This is a genomic window from Halosegnis marinus, from assembly GCF_029338355.1.
In the GTDB taxonomy this organism is placed as follows: domain Archaea; phylum Halobacteriota; class Halobacteria; order Halobacteriales; family Haloarculaceae; genus Halosegnis; species Halosegnis marinus.
Window position 1 is genome coordinate 1432797 of the sequence record NZ_CP119802.1, and the last position, 17151, is coordinate 1449947.

At 71.6% G+C, this 17151-nt stretch carries 25 protein-coding genes; 9 read left to right on the top strand and 16 right to left on the bottom strand.

The window, feature by feature from the left end; genetic code table 11:
- Window positions 1–6: 6 nt before the first annotated feature.
- Window positions 7–213, bottom strand: coding sequence for a DUF8007 family protein (locus P2T37_RS08005; RefSeq protein WP_276233383.1), 207 nt, complete (start codon window positions 211–213; stop codon window positions 7–9).
- Between the two features lie 73 nt (window positions 214–286).
- Between P2T37_RS08005 and P2T37_RS08010 the strand changes: the two genes are divergently transcribed.
- On the top strand, window positions 287–667 hold the full coding sequence (locus P2T37_RS08010; RefSeq protein WP_276233384.1) for a cupin domain-containing protein: 381 nt from the start codon (window positions 287–289) through the stop codon (window positions 665–667).
- Entirely contained in the window at window positions 664–1266 is a 603-nt protein-coding gene (locus P2T37_RS08015; protein WP_276233385.1) for a DUF8052 family protein, read from the top strand. The genes P2T37_RS08010 and P2T37_RS08015 overlap by 4 nt, the downstream gene beginning before the upstream one ends.
- Window positions 1267–1288: 22 nt before the next feature.
- On the opposite strand, the gene P2T37_RS08020 is transcribed toward P2T37_RS08015, so the two are convergent.
- From P2T37_RS08020 to P2T37_RS08030, 3 genes are all read right to left on the bottom strand, one after another.
- A complete protein-coding gene (locus tag P2T37_RS08020) occupies window positions 1289–3145 on the bottom strand; it encodes a carbon starvation CstA family protein (RefSeq protein WP_276233386.1) in 1857 nt (618 codons plus the stop codon).
- A gap of 127 nt (window positions 3146–3272) precedes the next feature.
- Window positions 3273–4223 (bottom strand): ArsA family ATPase, encoded by a 951-nt coding sequence (locus P2T37_RS08025; protein ID WP_276233387.1) that lies wholly within the window; start codon window positions 4221–4223, stop codon window positions 3273–3275.
- Window positions 4223–4519: a DUF7990 family protein gene (locus tag P2T37_RS08030; RefSeq protein ID WP_276233388.1), complete on the bottom strand. Its 297-nt coding sequence runs from the start codon at window positions 4517–4519 to the stop codon at window positions 4223–4225. Before P2T37_RS08030 ends, P2T37_RS08025 begins: the two co-directional genes overlap by 1 nt.
- Window positions 4520–4624: 105 nt before the next feature.
- Here P2T37_RS08030 and P2T37_RS08035 point away from each other — a divergent pair, with 105 nt between their 5' ends.
- Window positions 4625–5803, top strand: a complete 1179-nt coding sequence (locus tag P2T37_RS08035) for a CobW family GTP-binding protein (protein WP_276233389.1) — start codon at window positions 4625–4627, stop codon at window positions 5801–5803.
- On the opposite strand, the gene P2T37_RS08040 is transcribed toward P2T37_RS08035, so the two are convergent.
- From P2T37_RS08040 to P2T37_RS08050, 3 genes are all read right to left on the bottom strand, one after another.
- Window positions 5804–6022, bottom strand: coding sequence for a hypothetical protein (locus P2T37_RS08040; RefSeq protein WP_276233390.1), 219 nt, complete (start codon window positions 6020–6022; stop codon window positions 5804–5806). It abuts the gene before it with no gap.
- Between the two features lie 63 nt (window positions 6023–6085).
- Window positions 6086–6481 carry an SRPBCC family protein gene (locus tag P2T37_RS08045; RefSeq protein ID WP_276233391.1) on the bottom strand — a complete coding sequence of 132 codons (396 nt, stop codon included), beginning with the start codon at window positions 6479–6481 and terminating at the stop codon, window positions 6086–6088.
- A gap of 31 nt (window positions 6482–6512) precedes the next feature.
- A complete protein-coding gene (locus tag P2T37_RS08050) occupies window positions 6513–6830 on the bottom strand; it encodes a hypothetical protein (RefSeq protein ID WP_276233392.1) in 318 nt (105 codons plus the stop codon).
- A gap of 83 nt (window positions 6831–6913) precedes the next feature.
- On the opposite strand from P2T37_RS08050, the gene P2T37_RS08055 reads away from it, so the two are divergent.
- Together P2T37_RS08055 and upp are read left to right on the top strand one after the other, a co-directional pair.
- Window positions 6914–7093, top strand: a complete 180-nt coding sequence (locus tag P2T37_RS08055) for a DUF8107 family protein (RefSeq protein ID WP_276233393.1) — start codon at window positions 6914–6916, stop codon at window positions 7091–7093.
- 45 nt (window positions 7094–7138) lie between these two features.
- Window positions 7139–7813, top strand: a complete 675-nt coding sequence (upp, locus tag P2T37_RS08060; protein ID WP_276233394.1) for a uracil phosphoribosyltransferase — start codon at window positions 7139–7141, stop codon at window positions 7811–7813.
- Between the two features lie 184 nt (window positions 7814–7997).
- Here upp and P2T37_RS08065 read toward each other — a convergent pair whose 3' ends face one another.
- The 4 genes from P2T37_RS08065 to P2T37_RS08080 are packed head-to-tail and all read right to left on the bottom strand — an operon-like array spanning window position 7998 to window position 10669.
- Window positions 7998–8612 (bottom strand): IMPACT family protein, encoded by a 615-nt coding sequence (locus tag P2T37_RS08065; protein ID WP_276233395.1) that lies wholly within the window; start codon window positions 8610–8612, stop codon window positions 7998–8000.
- Window positions 8613–8656: 44 nt separating this feature from the next.
- Complete coding sequence (locus P2T37_RS08070) at window positions 8657–9049, bottom strand: DUF4260 domain-containing protein (RefSeq protein WP_276233396.1); 393 nt, start codon at window positions 9047–9049, stop codon at window positions 8657–8659.
- A gap of 60 nt (window positions 9050–9109) precedes the next feature.
- Entirely contained in the window at window positions 9110–9613 is a 504-nt protein-coding gene (locus P2T37_RS08075; RefSeq protein ID WP_276233397.1) for a TrpY family transcription regulator, read from the bottom strand.
- A gap of 60 nt (window positions 9614–9673) precedes the next feature.
- Window positions 9674–10669, bottom strand: a complete 996-nt coding sequence (locus P2T37_RS08080) for an A24 family peptidase (protein ID WP_276236163.1) — start codon at window positions 10667–10669, stop codon at window positions 9674–9676.
- Window positions 10670–10788: 119 nt separating this feature from the next.
- Between P2T37_RS08080 and P2T37_RS08085 the strand changes: the two genes are divergently transcribed.
- Window positions 10789–11700: a twin-arginine translocation signal domain-containing protein gene (locus P2T37_RS08085; protein ID WP_276233398.1), complete on the top strand. Its 912-nt coding sequence runs from the start codon at window positions 10789–10791 to the stop codon at window positions 11698–11700.
- A gap of 15 nt (window positions 11701–11715) precedes the next feature.
- Here P2T37_RS08085 and P2T37_RS08090 read toward each other — a convergent pair whose 3' ends face one another.
- The 5 genes from P2T37_RS08090 to P2T37_RS08110 are packed head-to-tail and all read right to left on the bottom strand — an operon-like array spanning window position 11716 to window position 14983.
- Complete coding sequence (locus tag P2T37_RS08090; protein WP_276233399.1) at window positions 11716–12411, bottom strand: DUF2270 domain-containing protein; 696 nt, start codon at window positions 12409–12411, stop codon at window positions 11716–11718.
- Window positions 12408–12821 (bottom strand): helix-turn-helix domain-containing protein, encoded by a 414-nt coding sequence (locus tag P2T37_RS08095; RefSeq protein ID WP_276233400.1) that lies wholly within the window; start codon window positions 12819–12821, stop codon window positions 12408–12410. The genes P2T37_RS08090 and P2T37_RS08095 overlap by 4 nt, the downstream gene beginning before the upstream one ends.
- 43 nt (window positions 12822–12864) lie before the next feature.
- Window positions 12865–13335 (bottom strand): DUF6691 family protein, encoded by a 471-nt coding sequence (locus P2T37_RS08100; protein ID WP_276233401.1) that lies wholly within the window; start codon window positions 13333–13335, stop codon window positions 12865–12867.
- The gene (locus P2T37_RS08105) at window positions 13332–13811 is read right to left on the bottom strand and encodes a YeeE/YedE family protein (RefSeq protein ID WP_276233402.1); all 480 of its coding nucleotides are present in this window, start codon (window positions 13809–13811) and stop codon (window positions 13332–13334) included. Before P2T37_RS08105 ends, P2T37_RS08100 begins: the two co-directional genes overlap by 4 nt.
- Window positions 13811–14983, bottom strand: coding sequence for an MBL fold metallo-hydrolase (locus P2T37_RS08110; protein WP_276233403.1), 1173 nt, complete (start codon window positions 14981–14983; stop codon window positions 13811–13813). The genes P2T37_RS08105 and P2T37_RS08110 overlap by 1 nt, the downstream gene beginning before the upstream one ends.
- Window positions 14984–15171: 188 nt before the next feature.
- On the opposite strand from P2T37_RS08110, the gene P2T37_RS08115 reads away from it, so the two are divergent.
- From P2T37_RS08115 to P2T37_RS08125, 3 genes are read left to right on the top strand one after another with little or no spacing between them, the layout of a single operon-like run.
- Window positions 15172–15423: a sulfurtransferase TusA family protein gene (locus tag P2T37_RS08115; RefSeq protein WP_276233404.1), complete on the top strand. Its 252-nt coding sequence runs from the start codon at window positions 15172–15174 to the stop codon at window positions 15421–15423.
- On the top strand, window positions 15420–15974 hold the full coding sequence (locus tag P2T37_RS08120; RefSeq protein ID WP_276233405.1) for a DsrE/DsrF/DrsH-like family protein: 555 nt from the start codon (window positions 15420–15422) through the stop codon (window positions 15972–15974). Before P2T37_RS08115 ends, P2T37_RS08120 begins: the two co-directional genes overlap by 4 nt.
- A 60-nt stretch (window positions 15975–16034) precedes the next feature.
- A complete protein-coding gene (locus P2T37_RS08125; protein WP_276233406.1) occupies window positions 16035–17072 on the top strand; it encodes a glycosyltransferase in 1038 nt (345 codons plus the stop codon).
- The last annotated feature ends 79 nt before the right edge of the window (window positions 17073–17151 follow it).

Sequence of the window (17151 nt, forward strand, 5' to 3'; positions counted from 1 at the left end):
GTTCCGTCACCGCCGGCCGTAGGTGAGACCCGTCGCCCACGAGTCGAGCCGGTCCTTGACGCCTTCGAGCCACGCCGCGGGCGACACCGCCCGCGCCTCCGACTCGTCGAGCTCGATGCGGTCGCCCTCGTACGGGTCCGGCGACTCCTCCATCAGCTCGCTCGTGGTGCTCATCGCACAGCGCCCGCACGATTCGGCCTTCTTGCCGCCCATGGCCGCCGTTTACGGCGCGCGTTGGTTAACTCTTGTCGTGGGTGTTTTCTCCCCCCGCGACGGACGGGCCGGTATGGGTTACCACCACGTCGACGTGTCGGCGCTGGAGCCGGCGCCGGACCGCCCCTCGACGAAGCGCTCCGTCAGCGACGCCTGCGGGCTCGACCACCTCGCGGCGCACGTGTACGAGGTCGCGCCCGGCGAGGAGATACCGCTCGCGTACCACTACCACGACGAGCAGGAGGAGGTGTTCTACGTGACCGAGGGGGAGCTCCGCGTCGAGACCCCCGAGGGCGACTACCTCGTGCCCGCGGGCGACGCCTTCGTCTGCGAGCCGGAGAGCCCGCAGTTCGCCGCCGTCCCCGAGGACGGCGAGGCGACGACGGTGTTCGTCGTCGGCGCGCCGCCCGTCGACGACGCCCACCCGTACGACCCCGACGCCGACGAGCCGTGAGCCGCGACGACGAGGGGGAGCCGGAGCTCGACCGCCCGGAGTGGGACGACGAGTACCTCGACCGGGTCGCGGAGCGGCTGATGTACCACTACGACCTGGAGAAGGACGAGCGCGTCCGCGACCGGCGGTTCCCGCTCGTCGGGCGGCTGCTCATGGAGAGCCGCAAGCAGTTCCTCCACCCGAGCCTGAACTACGCCCGCGAGAACGCCCGCGAACACCTGTTCGTGGACCGCATCGCCGCCCCGACGGTCGCGGACCTCGACCGCCTCGTCGAGCTCGGTCACGCGCTCGCGGACCTGTGGATCGAGGCCGACGAGGAGCACCGCAGCACCGAGTTCACCTTCGTCGTCCTCGCCGACGACCTCGGCGACGAGGTGCGCGAGCACGTCTCCGGCTTCCGCGACCGGACCCTGCTGAAGTACGGCTACTACGGCCACTACGAGGTGAACCTCGTCGTCGTCGCGCCCGGGGCGGAGGCGTACGTCGCGAGCAGCGAGGCCGACGTGTGGCGCGCGTTCGCCCCGTGGGCCGACGAGGACCCCGACCCGGAGCCGGGGCTGGTCGCGCGGCTGCGCGGGCTGTTCGGGCGCTCCGAATAAGGAAAACGGGTCGGCGCGTCCGTCAGTCGTCCGCCGGTGCGCCGGTGTAACTGTCGCGGACCTCGTTGATGTTCTTGTAGCCCATGTAGCCGAGCGAGAGCGCCAGTCCCGCGAGCACCAGGGCGAGGACGCTCTGGAGCGCGTACGAGATGACGTCGAATATCGTCGAGGCGTTCTCGCCGGTCGCGCCGAGGTTGTTGACGGCGTCGAGCGTCGCCAGCGGGTTCCGGTAGAGCCCGAGGATGAGCAGCGCCGTCAGCGTGACGGCGAGCATCAGCGCCATCGGGACGCCGGTCGAGATGAGCTGCTTGGAGTCGTCCCAGTTGGCGAGCCACAGCGTCGCGGCCAGGAGCGCCAGCGCGGCGAGCGTCTGGTTCGCCGCGCCGAAGAGGGGCCACAGGCTGGACCACGCGCCCGAGCCGACGAGCAGGTACGCCGGGAGGCACAGCAGCGCGCCGGAGGCCACGTAGCGGTTCACGGCGAGCTCCTGGGTCTGGGTCTCCGGCACCTCGACGATCTCCTCCATCATGTACCGGCCGAGGCGGACGGCCGTGTCGGTCGAGGTGAGCAGGAAGCTGACGAAGACGAGCCCGATGAAGGCCGCGCCGGCCGCGATGGGCACGCCGAAGACGGACAGCGCCGCGGCGCCGCCCGCCGGGAAGTTGGCGAGCGCGCCGGCCGCGCCCGCGCTGAAGTTCGTGAAGCCGATGACGGCGAACGCGCCGATGGCCGTGGTGGCCAGCAGCCCCTCGCCGAGCATCGCGCCGTAGCCGATGTCGCGCGCGTCGGTCTCCTTGTCGAGCTGCTTCGCGGTCGTCCCCGAGGAGACGAGCGAGTGGAACCCGGAGATGGTCCCGCAGGCGATGGTGACGAACAGGAACGGGAAGATGGGCCCGAGCGAGCTCGTCAGGCCGCGGAACGCCGGGTAGTTCGTGGTGAGCGACTCGACCACCTGCGTGTTGCCGCTGACGGAGACCTCCACCGCGGAGAAGCCGAGCAGCGGCGCGGCGATGGCGCCGAGCAGGATGCCGCCGACGCCGGTGTACAGCAGGCTGGACGTGAGGAAGTCACGGGGCTGGAGCAGCACCCACACGGGGAGCACGCTCGCGACGAAGCCGTAGACGACGACGACCGGCACCCACGCCGCGACGTTGACGCCCGAGCCGGCGAGCGGGAGCCAGTCCCACGCCGAGGCCTGCCCGAGGATGACGATGGTGTCCGCGGCAGTCGACTCGGTCGCGACCATCGCTATCGGGTACTGCAGCCCCACCCAGACGCCGCCGAACACCATCGCGATGAACGCGACGGCGCCGGGGATGAACGGGAGGTCGAGCTGGTACAGGTACACGCCGAACAGGACGGCGAGCGCGAGGTAGACGATACTCGCGGTCGCCGCCGACGGGAAGGCGTTGAACACGATGGCCACCACGAAGGCGAACACCGCGATGACGAGGATGATGGTGAGGAACGCGAACCACAGGAGCATCTTCTTCCCGCGGTCGCCCACGTACTCCCCGACGATGTAGCCGATGGACTTCCCGTCGTGTCGGACGCTGGCCGACAGCGACATGAAGTCGTGGACGGCCCCCATCAGGGGGTTGCCGATGGCGATCCACGCGATGGCGGGGAGCCACCCGAACGCCGCCCCGGCCGTGATGGGGCCGACGATGGGCGCCCCGCCCGCGATGGAGGAGTAGTGGTGGCCCAACAACACCGGCTTCTTCGACGGGACGTACTCCTGGCCGTCCTCGTACTTGTGTGCGGGCGTCTCCGCCTCCTCGTCGAGTTCGACGAACTGTGCGAGATACCGCGAATACGCCAGATACCCCACCGTGAAGGTGACGAGACTGGCGATGACTAGTACGGCTATCTGTACCATGGTTCGGTCCAACCCATGACAATTAACAACTTAAAGATTCGGCTTCGCTCGGAACCTTCCGCGTGAACCCCGTCGATAACCGTTCTCGGGACCGTTCTGAACGAACGGTGAGGCCCGGGCAGAAAGCCTATATTGTCGTCTCGATGTCGAGTTCCGCCGCGACCTCCGCGAGGAACGACCCCTTCACCTCCGAGACGCGGGTCTCGATGGCCGCGAGCAGCGGCGGGTCGAGCGCCTCCAGTTCGGCCAGGCGTTCCTCCTCCGTGGCGATGCGGTCGCGCAGGAACCGCGCCCCCCGGCCGTTCTCGTCGTCGTCGGGCGCGGGCGTCAGGCGGTTCACGATGACGCCCGCGACCGGCAGGTCGCGCTCGGCGAGGCTCCCGACGGCCCGCTCCGTCTCGCGGACGGAGAGCTCGTCGGGGTTGGCGACGAGGACGAACTCGGCCTCGTCGCGCAGGGTCTCGCGGGCGAACTCGAACTTCTCCTTCCGCTCGCGCAGGCGCGCGAGGATGGGGTCGCCGAGCGCCGAGCGCCGCGGCTCCCGGCCGCCGATGGCCGCCCGCTCGTAGAGGTCGATGGACGCCTCCCGCTTCTCGACGAGCCGGTCTATCCAGCCGCCGAGGTACTCCGGCAGCGACAGCAGCCGGAGGGTCCCCCCGGTCGGCGAGGTGTCGAAGACGACCCGGTCGTGGTCGGCCTCGCGCATTATCTCGATGAAGCGGTCGAACAGCGCCGACTCGTGAGCGCCCGGCGTCTGGTGGGCCAGCTCCAGCTGCCGGTCGATCTCGTTGACGATGCCGGCGCTCACCTGGTCGCCGAGCGCCCGCTTCGTCTCCATCAGGTGTTCGGTGACCTCCCGTTCGGGGTCTATCTCGACGGCCGACAGCGAGTCGTACCCCTCCACCGGCGTCGGTTCGTCGCCGAACTCCTGGTCGAACACGTCGGCCGTCGAGTGGGCCGGGTCCGTCGAGACGAGCAGGACGGACTCGCCCGCGGTCGCGAGCTTGTGCGCGTAGGCGGCGGACATCGAGGTCTTGCCGACCCCGCCCTTCCCGCCGAAGAAGACGAACCGTGCCATCAGAAGTGGTACTGCTCGCCCTTGCGTTCGAGCATCGAGTCGCGGTCCCACATCCGCCGCTCCCACTGGGCGAACTCCTCGGCGAGGTAGGGGAGCAGTTCCGCCGTGTAGTAGGAGACGGGGCTCGGGATGCCGAACGCGTCGGGGAAGCAGGCGAGCAGGAACGCGTCCTCCCGGTCCTCGGCCTCCTTCTCGATGAGTTCGTAGGCGGGGTGCGACACCATCCCGTGGTAGAGCCCGCGCGCCCACTCCGCTATCCACTCGCGGAACGCCGCGATACGCTCGGAGAGGTCCATGTGGGCGTGTGGCGCGGGCCGGGGGAAAACGGTGTCCCTCCGCGCGTGTCCGCGCCGCACGCGGACCGCGCGGGGGCTAAGTGCCCCCCTCCCGAACGGCGGCCCATGAGCGGTATCCCGGTCACGGTTCTCAGCGGGGCGCTGGGGGCCGGCAAGACCACGACGATGAACCACCTGCTGGAGAACGCGGGCGGGCGGCGCATCGCCGTCCTCGTCAACGACATGGGGGAGGTGAACGTCGACGCGGAACTCATCGAGAACCGCGAGGGGGGCGTCGCCGAACTGTCGAACGGCTGTATCTGCTGTGACCTGCGCGACGACCTCGAGGTGGAGGTGAGCCGCCTCGCCCGCGAGCGCGACTTCGAGTACCTCGTCGTCGAGTCGTCGGGCATCTCGGAGCCGGCCCCCGTCGCCCGGCAGTTCACCACCGGGGCGGCCTCCGCGCCCTACGACCTCGACACGCTCGTCACGCTCGTCAACGCCGAGACGTTCCTCGACACCGTCGCCGACGGCGAGGAGGTGGAAACGGAGGACGTGCGCCGCACCCGCACGGGACAGGCGGAGCGCGAGACGGAGACGCGCCCGCTGTCGGACCTGCTCGTCGGGCAGGTCGAGACGGCGGACGTCCTCGTCGTCAACAAGTGCGACCTCGCCGACGAGGCGACGCTCGAAGCCACGGAGGAGCTGCTCGGGTCGCTCAACCCCGAGGCACGCCTGCTCCGCACGACGGAGGGGGCCGTGGACCCCGGCGACGTGCTGGGAACCGGGCTGTTCGACGCCGACACGACGAGCGAGACGGCCGCGTGGCGCCGCGCCGCCGACCACGCCGAGGGCGACCACGCGGACCACGACCACAGCCCCCAGTCGGAGTACGGCATCGACTCGTTCGTCGTCCGCGCGCGCCGTCCCGTCGCCCCGGCCGCCTTCGCCGACTTCGTGCGCGACCTCCCCGAGGCGACCGTCCGCTCGAAGGGGACGCTGTGGGTCGCGGGCCGCGAGCACGCCTTCGAGTACGGGCAGGCCGGCCCCTCGGCGCGCGTCGAGCGCGGCGGGCAGTGGGTCGCCGCGATGTCCGAGTCGCGCCGGGAGATGCAGCGGCGGATGAACCCCGACCTGCCGTGGGACGACGAGCACGGCGACCGCCGGACGGAACTGGTGTTCATCGGGCGCGAACAGGACGAGGAAGCGATTCGGGCGGCGTTCGAGGCGTGTCTCGTCGCGCCGGGGACGGAGCCCGACGCGGACCCGTTCCCGACCGACGACGAGCCGTCCGCGCTCCGGTAATCAGCAGGCGCAGCCGGTCGAGCCGGGCGACCGCTCGAACGCCATCGCGTCGCCGCAGTCCGGGCAGTCCGGCGTCTCGTCGTCGGCGCTCGCGTCGGCGACGCGCTCCCCGCAGTCGTGACACCAGTAGGCCCCCTCGACCTCGCCGGCGCCCTCGCCGCGGTTCGTCGACTGGCCGGACGCGCGCAACGCCTCGCTCACCGAACGTAGCAGTCCCATACCGGCGTGTGGGTCGGTCACGCACTTCAATGCCGGCGGGGCTGTCCGCCGGCCGCGCACACCCTACGCCTCGTCGGCCAGCGTCGCCAGCGCCCGCTTCAGTTCGCCCTTGCGCTTCCACGCCGCGAGGCGGTCGAGCAGGCCGGGCCCGCTCGCCTCCACGCTCGACCGGGCCGTCAGGCGGGTGCCCTCGTCCTCGGCCCGGTAGGTGAGCGTCGTGGTCAGCGTCGCGAGCGGCCCCTCTATCTGTTCGTACTCGAGGCCGTCCTCGCGCTCCTCGAACCGGAACAGGAGGCCGACGCCGCGCCGGCCGGCGGCGACGAGCGTCGCGCCGTCCTCCTCGCGCGTCTCGCGGACGGTGAAGCTCCCCTCCGCCTCGACGACGCGCTCGGGGGTCAGCGCCCGGGCGACGGCTGCGGGCGGGGCGGCCACGAACCGGTCGGTCTCGACCTCGCGCATACCCCCCCGTGGCGGGGCCGCCGTATGAGCCTTACCCGAGGTACAACAGCAGGGAGACGCCGAACATCGCCGCGCAGACGACGACCACGCCGAGGACGATGGTCAGCAGGCGGCTCTCGGCCGGGACCTCCCGGTGGGCCGCGCTGTCGCGCTCCGAGACCATCCGGCGGTAGGCGGCCGCCGCGAACCCCGCGGCCGTCGCGACGCCCGCCGCGAGCCCGACGGCGGGCGACGCGCCGAGCTGAACGGCCACGGTGGCGACGAACGAGACGCCGACGAGGAGGCCGAGGGCCGCGACCACGAGGAAGGGAACGGGGTCGACGGGGTCCCCCTGGCGGTCGGTGAACACGGGGGACGATACGGGCCGCGGCGACTAAACGGTGTGTGACTACGTGTCGTGACTCCTAAGGCCCCCCTGGCCGGACGGGGCGTATGGCACGCGACGGCGACATCCGGGTCCTGCTCGTCCTCGACCTCCTGCTGTCGGCCGCCTTCGCCGGGCTGGTGCTGTGGGGGATGGACTTCGCGGGCGTCGCCGAGTTCACGCTCCCGAACCTCGCGTTCGCGACGGCGGCGCTCGCGGCGCTCACCTACGTCGTCGTCCTCCGGTGAGGCGGTGTCGGTGATTTCTTGACGCTCGGCGTCGCTCCTCCGGGTATGACCATCGAGGACCGGGACGAGGCGTACGTCGTCGGCCACGCGCTCGCGAAACACACCCTCTCGCGGCTCCGCTCGCAGGAGACCGAGCAGGTCGGCTTCCGGAAGGGGCTCGTGAAGCTCGGCCGCATCGCCGGCTACGAGATCATCGACGGCGCGATGGAGACGGAGTTCGTCTCAATCACCACGCCGCTCGCGGAGACCACCGGCGAGCGCGTGAAGGGCCTCGACGACGTGGTCATCATCAACGTGCTGCGCGCGGCGACCCCGTTCGTGGAGGGGCTGTTGAAGGCCTTCCCCCGCGCCAAGCAGGGCGTCATCTCCGCCGGCCGCGACGAGGAGGCCGGCATGGACGAGGACGGGGAGTTCCCCATCACCGTCGATTACGTGAAGCTCCCCGAAATCTCGGAGGACGACACCGTCATCGTCGCCGACCCGATGCTCGCCACCGGCTCCACGATGGTCACCGTCCTCGACCACGTACTCGCGGACGCGAACCCCGAGCGGACGCTCGTGCTGTCGGCCGTTGCGGCCCCGCCCGGGCTGGTCCGCGTCGGCGAGCGGTTCCCCGAGGTGGACCTGCTCACCGTCGCCGTGGACGAGCGGCTGGACGACGACGGCTTCATCGTCCCGGGACTGGGCGACGCCGGCGACCGCGCGTTCCGCACGACGTAACGACACCCTCTTGTACCGGACCGGAATACGGAACGGTCCCCACGGCGTTCGCCGGCCGCGAGCGCCGAACCCCCTCCCTTCGCCTGCAGATTCCGCCGACTGCGCCCCGATTCCATCTCCAGCGGAAGGTTCGCAAGCCGCGCGTCAGACGCCGCGCCCTCATGCGGTTTCGCCGTCGCGCGCCTCAGCCCGAGTCGAGGTCCACCCGGCCGCTCGTCGCGCTCCTGAGCCGGTCCCGGAGGTCGGCCGCGTCCGCGACCGGCACGCGGGCGTCGAACACGACCCGCTCCCCGTAGTCGGCGTCGAACTCGACCCCCGCCGATTCGAGCAGCCCCCGAACGGTCCCCGAGTCGTCGTACGCGACGGTCGCCCGGACGCGTTCGTGGGGTTCGGCCTCGACGACGCCCGCGGCGTCGACGGCCTCCTTCACGGCGCGACCGTAGGCGCGCACCAGCCCCCCGACGCCGAGGTTCGTCCCGCCGTAGTAGCGCGTGACGACGACGGCGACGTTCTCCAACTCCCGCCCCTGCAGGACGTTCAGCGCCGGCTTTCCCGCGCTCCCCGAGGGCTCGCCGTCGTCGCTCGAATACTCGCGGAACGGCTCGTCGCGCACCCGGTAGGCGGGGACGTTGTGGGTCGCGTCGGCGTACTCCTCGCGCACCGCGGCGACGAACGCCTCGGCGGCGCCCTCCGACTCGACGGGCCGGACGTGGCCGAGGAACTCGGAGCCGCGCACGGTGAACGAAGCCGTCGCTTCCCCCGCGACGGTGCGGTACGTCTCCCGGTCGGCGTCGCTCACGGCCGTCCCTCGGCGGGGGCGGTGAAACGGGTTGCGACCGCGCGTCAGAGCCGGCCGAGGTGGGTGTCGCCGAACGCGGTCGGGTACTTCAGCCCGTAGCCGAGCGCGCGGTCCCCGCCGACGTGGACGACCCACACCAGCGCCGCGTCGACGGCGAGCGGGACGCCGCCGAGCAGGCCGGCCGCGAGCAGGGCCGCGGGCGCGACGAGCGTGTGCGCGAGGTTGTACGCCGCCGAGCCGACGCGCGGCCCGGCGAGGTAGCCGAGCATCGAGAGGTCGGGCGCGAACAGCAACAGCGCGAAGAGGAGCCACGAGGCGTCGCGCACCCAGTAGGCCCCGACGCCCGCGACCGCGAGCGCGACCCCCTCCGCGCCGAGCAGGGTCCGCGGCGCGAGCGCGAGTCCTCGAACCCCCCGTGTCCCGGTCGAGCTACTCATGGCTCGCGTACGTCGCCGGCCGGAATAAACGTCGCTGTGGCGCGTCTACGCCGCCCGGAGTCACTCCAACTCCAGTTTGCGGACGAAGTCGAGCCCCTGTAGCTCCGTCACGAGGTCGCCGGGCAGGGGGTCGTCGGTGACGACGTACAGCTTCGGCTCGTCGGTGAACTCCGGGTCCTCCGAGACCGTCTGTCGGATGGAGATGCCGTGGTCCGCGATGCGGCCCGTCACCGTCGCCACGATGCCCGGCTCCGTCTCGTCGGCCACCTGCACCGTCAGCACCGACAGGCCGAGCACCGGCGCGAGGTCCATCAGCGAGGGGACCGCCGAGATGTTGCGGAACACCCGTTCGAGCTCCGGGTCGTCGAGGATGGCGTCGGTCGTCGCGTCCACGACCCGGCGGTCCACGCCGACCTCGCGGGCGAGCCCCGTGTTGGGAATCTCGATACCCCCCGAGACGACCCGGCCCTCCTCGTTGACGGAGAAGCCGCGTTCGAGGAGCAGTCGCACGACGGCCCGCTGGCCGGGCGAGTCGGCGAACTTCGCCATTATCTCGTCGAACATACTCGGCGAGTCGGCGGCGGGGGGTTTGTGCGTTCCGCCCGGCGGACGAGGCTCGCCCCGTCAGACGCCGACGACGAGCGTCAGAACCGAGAACAGTAGGTCGCCGTAGGTGACGGCGAGGACGAGGCCGACGAACATCGGGACGATGAACGGAAGTCCCGGGGTGAGCCACACCTCGTCCTCCGCGACGAGCACCTCCAGCCCGGCGCGGAGGCCGTCGGGGGTGGTGCCGTAGGCGCTCCCGTCGAGGCTCGCGAGGAAGGCGGCCGCGCCCCACGGGTCGTCCACGTCCGCGACCCGGCGGACGGCCGGGGTGAGCGCCTCGCCGCCGTCGGCCACCGCGGGCCCGGCCGCGAGCGCGCCGTCGGTCGGGTCGCCGCGCTCGCCCTCGGGGGGAAGCGAGGCGGGGTCGCGGTAGCGGTCGGGGTCGCGCCGCAGGTCGGAGAGCGTCAGCCCGCGCCACCGGAGGTACATCCGGAGCGCGTCGAGGTCGAGCCCCCGGCGGGTGAAGCCGTCGGGGGTCTCCAGCAGGCTGCCGTAGTCGGTCGCCACGTCGGGGACGCGGGCGGGCCGGCCGACGAACATCGGGAGCGCGACGTGGCCGGCGAGGACGTTCCGGGCCGCGAGCACGAACGGGAACGCCAGCCCCACGAGCACCGTGTTCGAGAGCACCGTCATCGAGAGCACGCCGAGCGGCGGGACCACGAGCGGCAGGGTGTCGCCGGGGAGGTAGTAGACGGGGAACTCGGGGAACAGCAGCGCGAGCACCATGATGGCCTTGGCGTCCGCGCCGCCGAAGCCGCCGACGCGCCAGAACAGGTAGCCGAGCGGCGCGACGATACCGAGCGAGACGGCGGCGTGGACCGCGAACTGCCGGGTCCGGAACGGGTCGGCCGCCGCCACGCTCGCGTCCGCGACGAACAGCACGGCCCCGACGGAGACGAGCGGGAGCCACAGCACGTTGCGAACCCGCCGGGTGCGGATGTCGCGGTAGGCCGCGAGCGCGAAGAACGGCACCGCGACCAGCCGGAGCAGGTCCGAAATCGGGCTCGACAGGAGCGATTCGATGGCCGTCGTGGTCGCCACGGTCGGACTGCTCCCCGCTCCGGCTAAGCGATTGGGGTTCCCGGAAAAGGAGCCTTTATGTTCCGCGCACGACAGGTCGGCCCGTATCGATGCAATCACGACGTGACGTGCTTCGAGGGGGAGCCGCGCTGGCGGCGACGGGGGTACTGGGCGGACTGGCCGGGTGTTCGGCGATCACCGGCGGCGGGGGCGGGAACTACGCGAACTGGATACCGGAGGCCGACGACTACGGCGACCGGGACCACCTCGGGTTCACCACCATCCGGCCGAGCGACATCGCGAGCAACGAGGACGCCTTCTCCGAGGACTACTTCGACCTGTTGGAGAACACCGAGTCGAACTTCGACGCGACCGGCATCGACTTCGAGGACGTAACCGCCTCGACGTACTTCTCGGGGAGCACCGTTCTCTCCGGCGGCCTCGACGGCGAGGCGGTCCGTGAGGAACTGGAGGACAACGAGTACGAGGAGGACGACGAGGTCGGCGGCTACCGGCTCTACGTCCCGGACGGTGTCTCGGATCCGCGGCGGTGTTGGGGCGTCGGCGGGTCCGTGTTCGCCACCAGCGCGGTCGGCGACATGGACGCCGTCGAAACCGCGGAACTACTCGTCGAGACGACCGGCGGCGACGGGAGCCGACAGGTCGACGACAGCGAGGCGTTCGGCGCGGTCGTGGACGCGGTCGGCGCGCCCACCATCGGCACCGGCGGGACCTTCGACGAGGAGGAAGGCGACGAACCAGAGTCGGGGGTGTTCGAACACAGCGTCGGCCGGGGGGCCGCCGTGAACGTCAACGGCGAGACCTCGGATGTCGCCGCCTACGTCGTGTTCGACGAGGCGGACGACGTCGACACCGGCGACCTGGAGGACTGGGTCGACGAGAACGACGGGAGCGACGGGACCTTCGACGACGTCGACGACGTCTCGTACAACGCGAACGGCAGGGTCGGTACCGTCTCGGGGACCATCGACACCGACGACCTCGGCGGCCAGTTCCTCTGACGCGACCGTCGCCCCCTACTCGTGGGGCGTGCGGATGTCCTCGGCGCGGAGTTCGTCGTGTGCGCGCCACGTCCGCGGGCGGCAGGCGACGACGAGCGCGCCCGCGAAGACGACGGCGAGCGTGAGGGTCACGACGACGCCGGGGACCATCCCGACGGCGGCGCTCGCGGGCCACGGCTCGGGCGTGAAGGCCGTCACTCGGAGCACCCACGCCCCGTCGAGGATGGCGAACAGCGGGAGGTACACCCGCCGCAGCCGGTGGGCGACGGCCTCCTCGGCGGTGATGCGCAGCGCCGGCTGGTGGTAGTCGGCCGCCAGCCGCTCGCGCCAGTCGGGCGACGGCTCGCGCGAGGGGTCGAGGCCGACGGCGAAGACGTTCCGCTGGAGGGTGCGGACCCGCGAGCGCCACATGTCGTACGCGCGGTAGCGGCGCGCCTCGATGACGAGGAAGAGGCCGACCGCGAGATTCCCGATGAGCAGCACGTAGTGGGGGTTCGACTCGTTCGTGAACGCCCACGTCAACACGGCCGCGAGCAGGAGGACGGCCCAGTTCGTCGTGCGGTCCAGCCGCTCGCGCCACAGCTTCATCCGGTGGACCTCGCCGCGGTAGAGGTGGGCCATCGCCCCCGACGGCCCCATCTCCTCGTCGAGGAGGCCCCGGCCGACGCCGGGGTCGAGGGGCGGGCGCTCCTCGGAGTCGGCGTCCGTCATTCCGGCTCCGGCGGGGCCGCCCGCTCGCCGTCGGCCGCGCCGTCGTACTTCTCGCGGAACTCGGCGATGAGCTGACCCATCTCGGCGTACCAGTCGTTGAGCATGCGCTGCATCGCGTCGGCCACCTCGTCGGGCGGCGCGGGCGCGAACACGTGGTAGTAGCTCCCCGAGTCGAAGCTCCGCTGCTCCTTCTCCACGACGCCGGCCTCCGCCAGCCGGCGGAGCGAGCGGTACGCGGTGGTGCGCTCGCGGTCGATCTCCGCGGCGAGTTCGTCCACGGTGAGGGGTCCGTCGGCCTCGACGAGGATGGCGAACGCGCGCCGATCGAGGTCGGACAGCCCGTGGAAGCAGTCGAGCAGCGACTCGCACTCCAGCTCCCGACCCAGCATCTCCGCCATCGAGTCGACCATCAGCGGACACCTCCGGCGCGGCGGCCGAAAACGCTTGCGCGGCTCACGCCTCGGCCCCCGCGCCCGCTCCCGAGCGCGCGCCGACCGTCTCGCGGAGCCACCCCTGCAGGTACGCGCCGGCGAACATCCCGCCGACGGCCCACAGGATGGGGAGGTTCCCGACCCCGAGGCTGGCGTACGCGGCTCCCGGACAGATGCCCGAGAGGCCCCAGCCGGCGCCGAACACGACGCCGCCGACGAGGACGTTCGAGTCGAACGACTTCAGCCGCCGGGCGTACGCGCGCTCCGTCAGGGGCGCGGTGCCGCCGGCCCGCTCCGCGACGGCGAAGGCGATGCCCGAGACCGTCGCCGCCCCGCCCATCACGAGCAGCAGGCCGAAGTCCTCGAACTGCAGGAAGTCGAGGACCACCTCCGGGCGGGCCATCTCCGAGACGGCGAGGCCGACGCCGAAGACGAGGCCGCCGACGAACACCGCCGGGAGGAACAGCGGGTGTCCCCCGTCGTCGGCGCTCACGGCGTCACCCCCACGGCGGCGACGAGCTGTGCCGTTCCGATCGCCACGGCGAGGAACGTCGCCACGTTCAGTATCGAGGTGCGCGAGCGCGACCCGACGCCGCAGACGCCGTGGCCGGAGGTACACCCCTTGCCGAGGCGGGTGCCGGCGCCGACGAGGACGCCGCCGAGCGCCAGCCGCCACGGCTGCACGTCGGTGGTCCACGGCCCCTCGCCGAGCGTGAAGGCGTACGCCGCCGCGCCGAGCACGATGCCGACGGAGAAGACGACGCGCCAGTCCCGGGAGGCGCGGTACTTCGCGAACCGCTGCCGGTCGGAGACGTACGACAGCGTCGATTCGAGGAACGTGCTCGCGCCGACCGGAATCGCCGTCAGCGCGTAGACGAACACGGTTCCCAACCCGATGAGCAGGCCGCCGAGGAGATAGTGGGCGGTGCCGTTCGGGAACAGCCCCGCGAGCGTGGATTCGAGCGCCATCACTCCCCCGCAGCGCAGTTGTTCGGGCCGAGCTCCATCGTGAACGCCTCGTCGTCGTCCGCGGTCTCGCGGCCGAGGTTCGTGGCGATGATGGACTCGTAGTTCGCCGGCCGGGGCGGCATGTCCGCGAGCACGCGCTCGACGAAGGTCTCCCGGTCGACGCCGAGCAGGTCGAGGTCGTCGACCAGGTCGCCGACCGTCGCGAGGTAGGCGCCGTCGTCACGCGCCTCGGTGCGCTCGCCGAAGTGTGCCGGCCCGACGAGGGTGTCGTCGGGCAGCGTGAGCAGGCGGTCGTGGAGCGTGTCGTACAGCGTCCGCGCGGCGTCGGCGGCCCCGGCGTCGCCCTCCTCCAGGTCGGGGCGCGCGACGCTGTCCACGAACAGGGTGTCGCCCGTCAGCGCGAGCGCGTCGTCCACCCGGTAGGTCGTCATCCCCGAGGTGTGGCCGGGCGTGTGGCGGACGGTCAGGGTCGCGCCGCCGACGGCGAGTTCCTCGCCGCCCGCGACCGTCCGTACCTCGTCGGCGTAGGTCGCGCCCCGGTCGGCCGCCGCCGCGGGCAGGACCGCCGTCGCGCCCGTCGCCGCGGCGAGTTCGCGCAGGCCGCTGACGTGGTCGGCGTGGACGTGGGTGTCGAGGACGTGGGTTATCTCGACGCCGAGGTCGTCGGCGTCGGCGACGTAGCGGTCGGTGAACGCGCGCAGGGGGTCGATAACGGCCGCTTCGCCCTCCGAGACGACCATGTACGCGAGACAGCCCGAGGAGGGCCGGCGGTACTGCCGGACGACCGTGCCGCTCGGGAGGTCGAGGTCGGTGTGTTCGTACAGCCGCGCCCAGCCGCGCATCCCGTCGTCGAGGTGGGAGGTCTCGTAGCCCGCGTCGGCGAGCAGGCCGGCGACGAACTCGCTCGACGTCCCCTTCGCGCAGACGACCACGACCGGCTCGTCGGCCGGTACGTCCGCGACGAGCGACTCGTCGAGCCCGTCGAGGAAGTCGAAGTAGGGGACGTTCACGGACGTGACGTTCGGCGCGTCGATGTGCCACTCCCCGTAGTCCGCGCGTGCCCGCGTGTCGAGCAGGGTGACCCGCTCGCCCGCGTCGATGCGGCGCTTCAGGTCGGCCGGCGCGGTCGGCTCTATCTCGGACTCGGTCTCCGGGAACATCGCCTCGTTCATACCCGTCACTCGGACAGGTCGGTCAAAAGGGTTGCGACTGTCTTGCATTTCTGTTACAACGCGGTAACCCGGACACCGCGTCGAAACCGCGCTACTGCCGCGTAAGGCATCTCCGAGCGACTGAGCGTTGTACTGCTCACGAAACGCTTTTGTATCGCTCCTCCAAGATTGCACTTACACTGCAAACCATGGACGACACACAACCCACCGAGACGCTGGACGTGAAAGGGGAGAACTGTCCGATGCCGGTCGTGCGGACGAAGCAGGCCGTCGACGGCCTCTCGTCGGGCGACCTGCTCGAAGTGCTGGCAACCGACGCCGGGAGCGTGAGCGACATCGACGGGTGGGCGGCCGGAACCCCGGGCGTCGCGCTCGAATCCCAGAGCGAGCGCGAGGACGGCGACGGGACCGTGTACGTCCACCGGGTGCGCGTCGAATGAGCGCCGAGGCGGCCGACGCGGACCCGGCCGAGCGCGTGGCCGAGCTGGAGGAACGGGTCGCGGAACTGGAGGCCCAGCGCGACGACGACGAGCAAAAGTCGATGGTCATCGTCGCGACGAAGGGGACGCTCGACATGGCGTACCCGCCGCTCATCCTCGCCTCGACGGCCGCCGCGTTCGGCTGGGACGTGACCGTCTTCCACACGTTCTGGGGGCTCGACATCCTCCACGAGGAGCGCACCGAGGACCTGAAACTGAGCGCCGTGGGCAACCCCAACATGCCCGTCCCGAACGCCGTCGCGGCGATTCCGGGGATGGACCGCGTGGCGACGACGATGATGGAGCGGCGCATCGCCGACAACGACACCGCCACCGTCTCCGAACTGCTCGACACCTGCTTCGAGATGGGCGTCGAGCTCCAGGCGTGCCAGATGACTATCGACCTGATGGGCTACGACGAGGACGACTTCCACGACGAGGTGACCGTCGGCGTCGGCGCGGCCACGGCGCTGTCCCGGATGGCCGACGCGGACGTCCAGCTGCTCGTCTGAGCGTCCCACACCTACACAAGGGCTTTATTCCGCGGCGGGGAACCCGGCGGTTGGTCCCCGATGCAGCGAACGGTAGCGGTCGCGTACTACCCGGAAGGCGCCGGGCACGCGACACGGATGACGGCGATAGCACAGGCGCTGGAACGACGCGGCGCGGCGGTTCGGCTGGCCGGCGGCGGCGACGGGAGCCGGTTCGTCGCGCTCAACGGCTACGACGAGTTCGAGCCGACGCCCGTCGACTACATCGACACCTACCAGGGCGACGCGCCCCACCGGGTACTCACCGAGAGCCTCCCCGCGACGGCCGCGCGCATCCGCGACTACGTCGGCTGGCTTCGGCGAATCGATCCGGACGCGCTCGTCACCGACGACATGTTCGCGGCGATGGCCGCCGCGCGCGTCGGCACGCCGCTGTACGTCCTGAAACACGACCTCCCGCCGCTGTACGACGACCCGGTGGAGCGGGCCGGCGCGGCCGTCCACACCCGCTTCCAGCGGTCGGCGGCGCGGGCGTTCTTCTTCCCGACGGTCCGGCCCGACGCCGACATCGCCCCCGACGACGTGACCCGGGTCCCTCCGGTCGCGCTCCCGGGGGACGACGACCCCGACCGCGCGCCCGACGTGGTCTGTGTCCCGAGCCACTTCTCGTCGTTCGACCGGGTGGCCGACCGACTCTCGCGCGACGGCCGCGACGTCGTGAACGTCGGCGCCGACGACTGGGAGCCGGTGCCCTCGCTGCTCCCCTATCTCCGGGCGGCTGACCTCGTCGTCTGTTCGGGGTACTCGACGATAATGGACGCCGCCGTCGCCGGCACGCCCTGTGTCGTCCGCCCGGCGACCGACGAACAGCGCGCCGTCGCCGACTGGCTCGACGGGACCGCGGGGTTCGCCGTCGCCGACGACGCGCTCGACGTGCTCGACGCGGCCGACGACCCGCCGGTCTCCCCCGAGTTCGAGAACGGCGGCCGCGAGATCGCGGCGCGCGTGCTCGCCGACCTCGCCGGGCGCGCGAGCGACGCGGCGGACCTCCCCACGGACGACGGCGCCGGCGGCTGGCGGCGACGGCTCGCCGGCCTCAATGCCCGGACCCTCCTCTGAGGGCACTCCCTCACATCCGGGGGACGCGCGTCCGACCGAACCGTGCGGCCCGACTGATGGGGAAACCCCGTCGCGAGCG

Bases quoted from the DNA above. Each gene is read 5' to 3' on its own strand.
- P2T37_RS08075 (WP_276233397.1), bottom strand. From the start codon at position 9,613: ATGTTCGACGAGATAATGGCGAAGTTCGCCGACTCGCCCGGCCAGCGG.
- P2T37_RS08120 (WP_276233405.1), top strand. From the start codon at position 15,420: ATGAGCGCCGAGGCGGCCGACGCGGACCCGGCCGAGCGCGTGGCCGAG.
- P2T37_RS08020 (WP_276233386.1), bottom strand. From the start codon at position 3,145: ATGGTACAGATAGCCGTACTAGTCATCGCCAGTCTCGTCACCTTCACG.
- P2T37_RS08035 (WP_276233389.1), top strand. From the start codon at position 4,625: ATGAGCGGTATCCCGGTCACGGTTCTCAGCGGGGCGCTGGGGGCCGGC.
- P2T37_RS08115 (WP_276233404.1), top strand. From the start codon at position 15,172: ATGGACGACACACAACCCACCGAGACGCTGGACGTGAAAGGGGAGAAC.
- P2T37_RS08125 (WP_276233406.1), top strand. From the start codon at position 16,035: ATGCAGCGAACGGTAGCGGTCGCGTACTACCCGGAAGGCGCCGGGCAC.
- P2T37_RS08085 (WP_276233398.1), top strand. From the start codon at position 10,789: ATGCAATCACGACGTGACGTGCTTCGAGGGGGAGCCGCGCTGGCGGCG.
- P2T37_RS08010 (WP_276233384.1), top strand. From the start codon at position 287: ATGGGTTACCACCACGTCGACGTGTCGGCGCTGGAGCCGGCGCCGGAC.
- P2T37_RS08025 (WP_276233387.1), bottom strand. From the start codon at position 4,223: ATGGCACGGTTCGTCTTCTTCGGCGGGAAGGGCGGGGTCGGCAAGACC.
- P2T37_RS08045 (WP_276233391.1), bottom strand. From the start codon at position 6,481: ATGCGCGAGGTCGAGACCGACCGGTTCGTGGCCGCCCCGCCCGCAGCC.
- P2T37_RS08030 (WP_276233388.1), bottom strand. From the start codon at position 4,519: ATGGACCTCTCCGAGCGTATCGCGGCGTTCCGCGAGTGGATAGCGGAG.
- P2T37_RS08105 (WP_276233402.1), bottom strand. From the start codon at position 13,811: ATGGCGCTCGAATCCACGCTCGCGGGGCTGTTCCCGAACGGCACCGCC.
- P2T37_RS08095 (WP_276233400.1), bottom strand. From the start codon at position 12,821: ATGGTCGACTCGATGGCGGAGATGCTGGGTCGGGAGCTGGAGTGCGAG.
- P2T37_RS08040 (WP_276233390.1), bottom strand. From the start codon at position 6,022: ATGGGACTGCTACGTTCGGTGAGCGAGGCGTTGCGCGCGTCCGGCCAG.
- upp (WP_276233394.1), top strand. From the start codon at position 7,139: ATGACCATCGAGGACCGGGACGAGGCGTACGTCGTCGGCCACGCGCTC.
- P2T37_RS08090 (WP_276233399.1), bottom strand. From the start codon at position 12,411: ATGACGGACGCCGACTCCGAGGAGCGCCCGCCCCTCGACCCCGGCGTC.
- P2T37_RS08055 (WP_276233393.1), top strand. From the start codon at position 6,914: ATGGCACGCGACGGCGACATCCGGGTCCTGCTCGTCCTCGACCTCCTG.
- P2T37_RS08005 (WP_276233383.1), bottom strand. From the start codon at position 213: ATGGGCGGCAAGAAGGCCGAATCGTGCGGGCGCTGTGCGATGAGCACC.
- P2T37_RS08110 (WP_276233403.1), bottom strand. From the start codon at position 14,983: ATGAACGAGGCGATGTTCCCGGAGACCGAGTCCGAGATAGAGCCGACC.
- P2T37_RS08070 (WP_276233396.1), bottom strand. From the start codon at position 9,049: ATGAGTAGCTCGACCGGGACACGGGGGGTTCGAGGACTCGCGCTCGCG.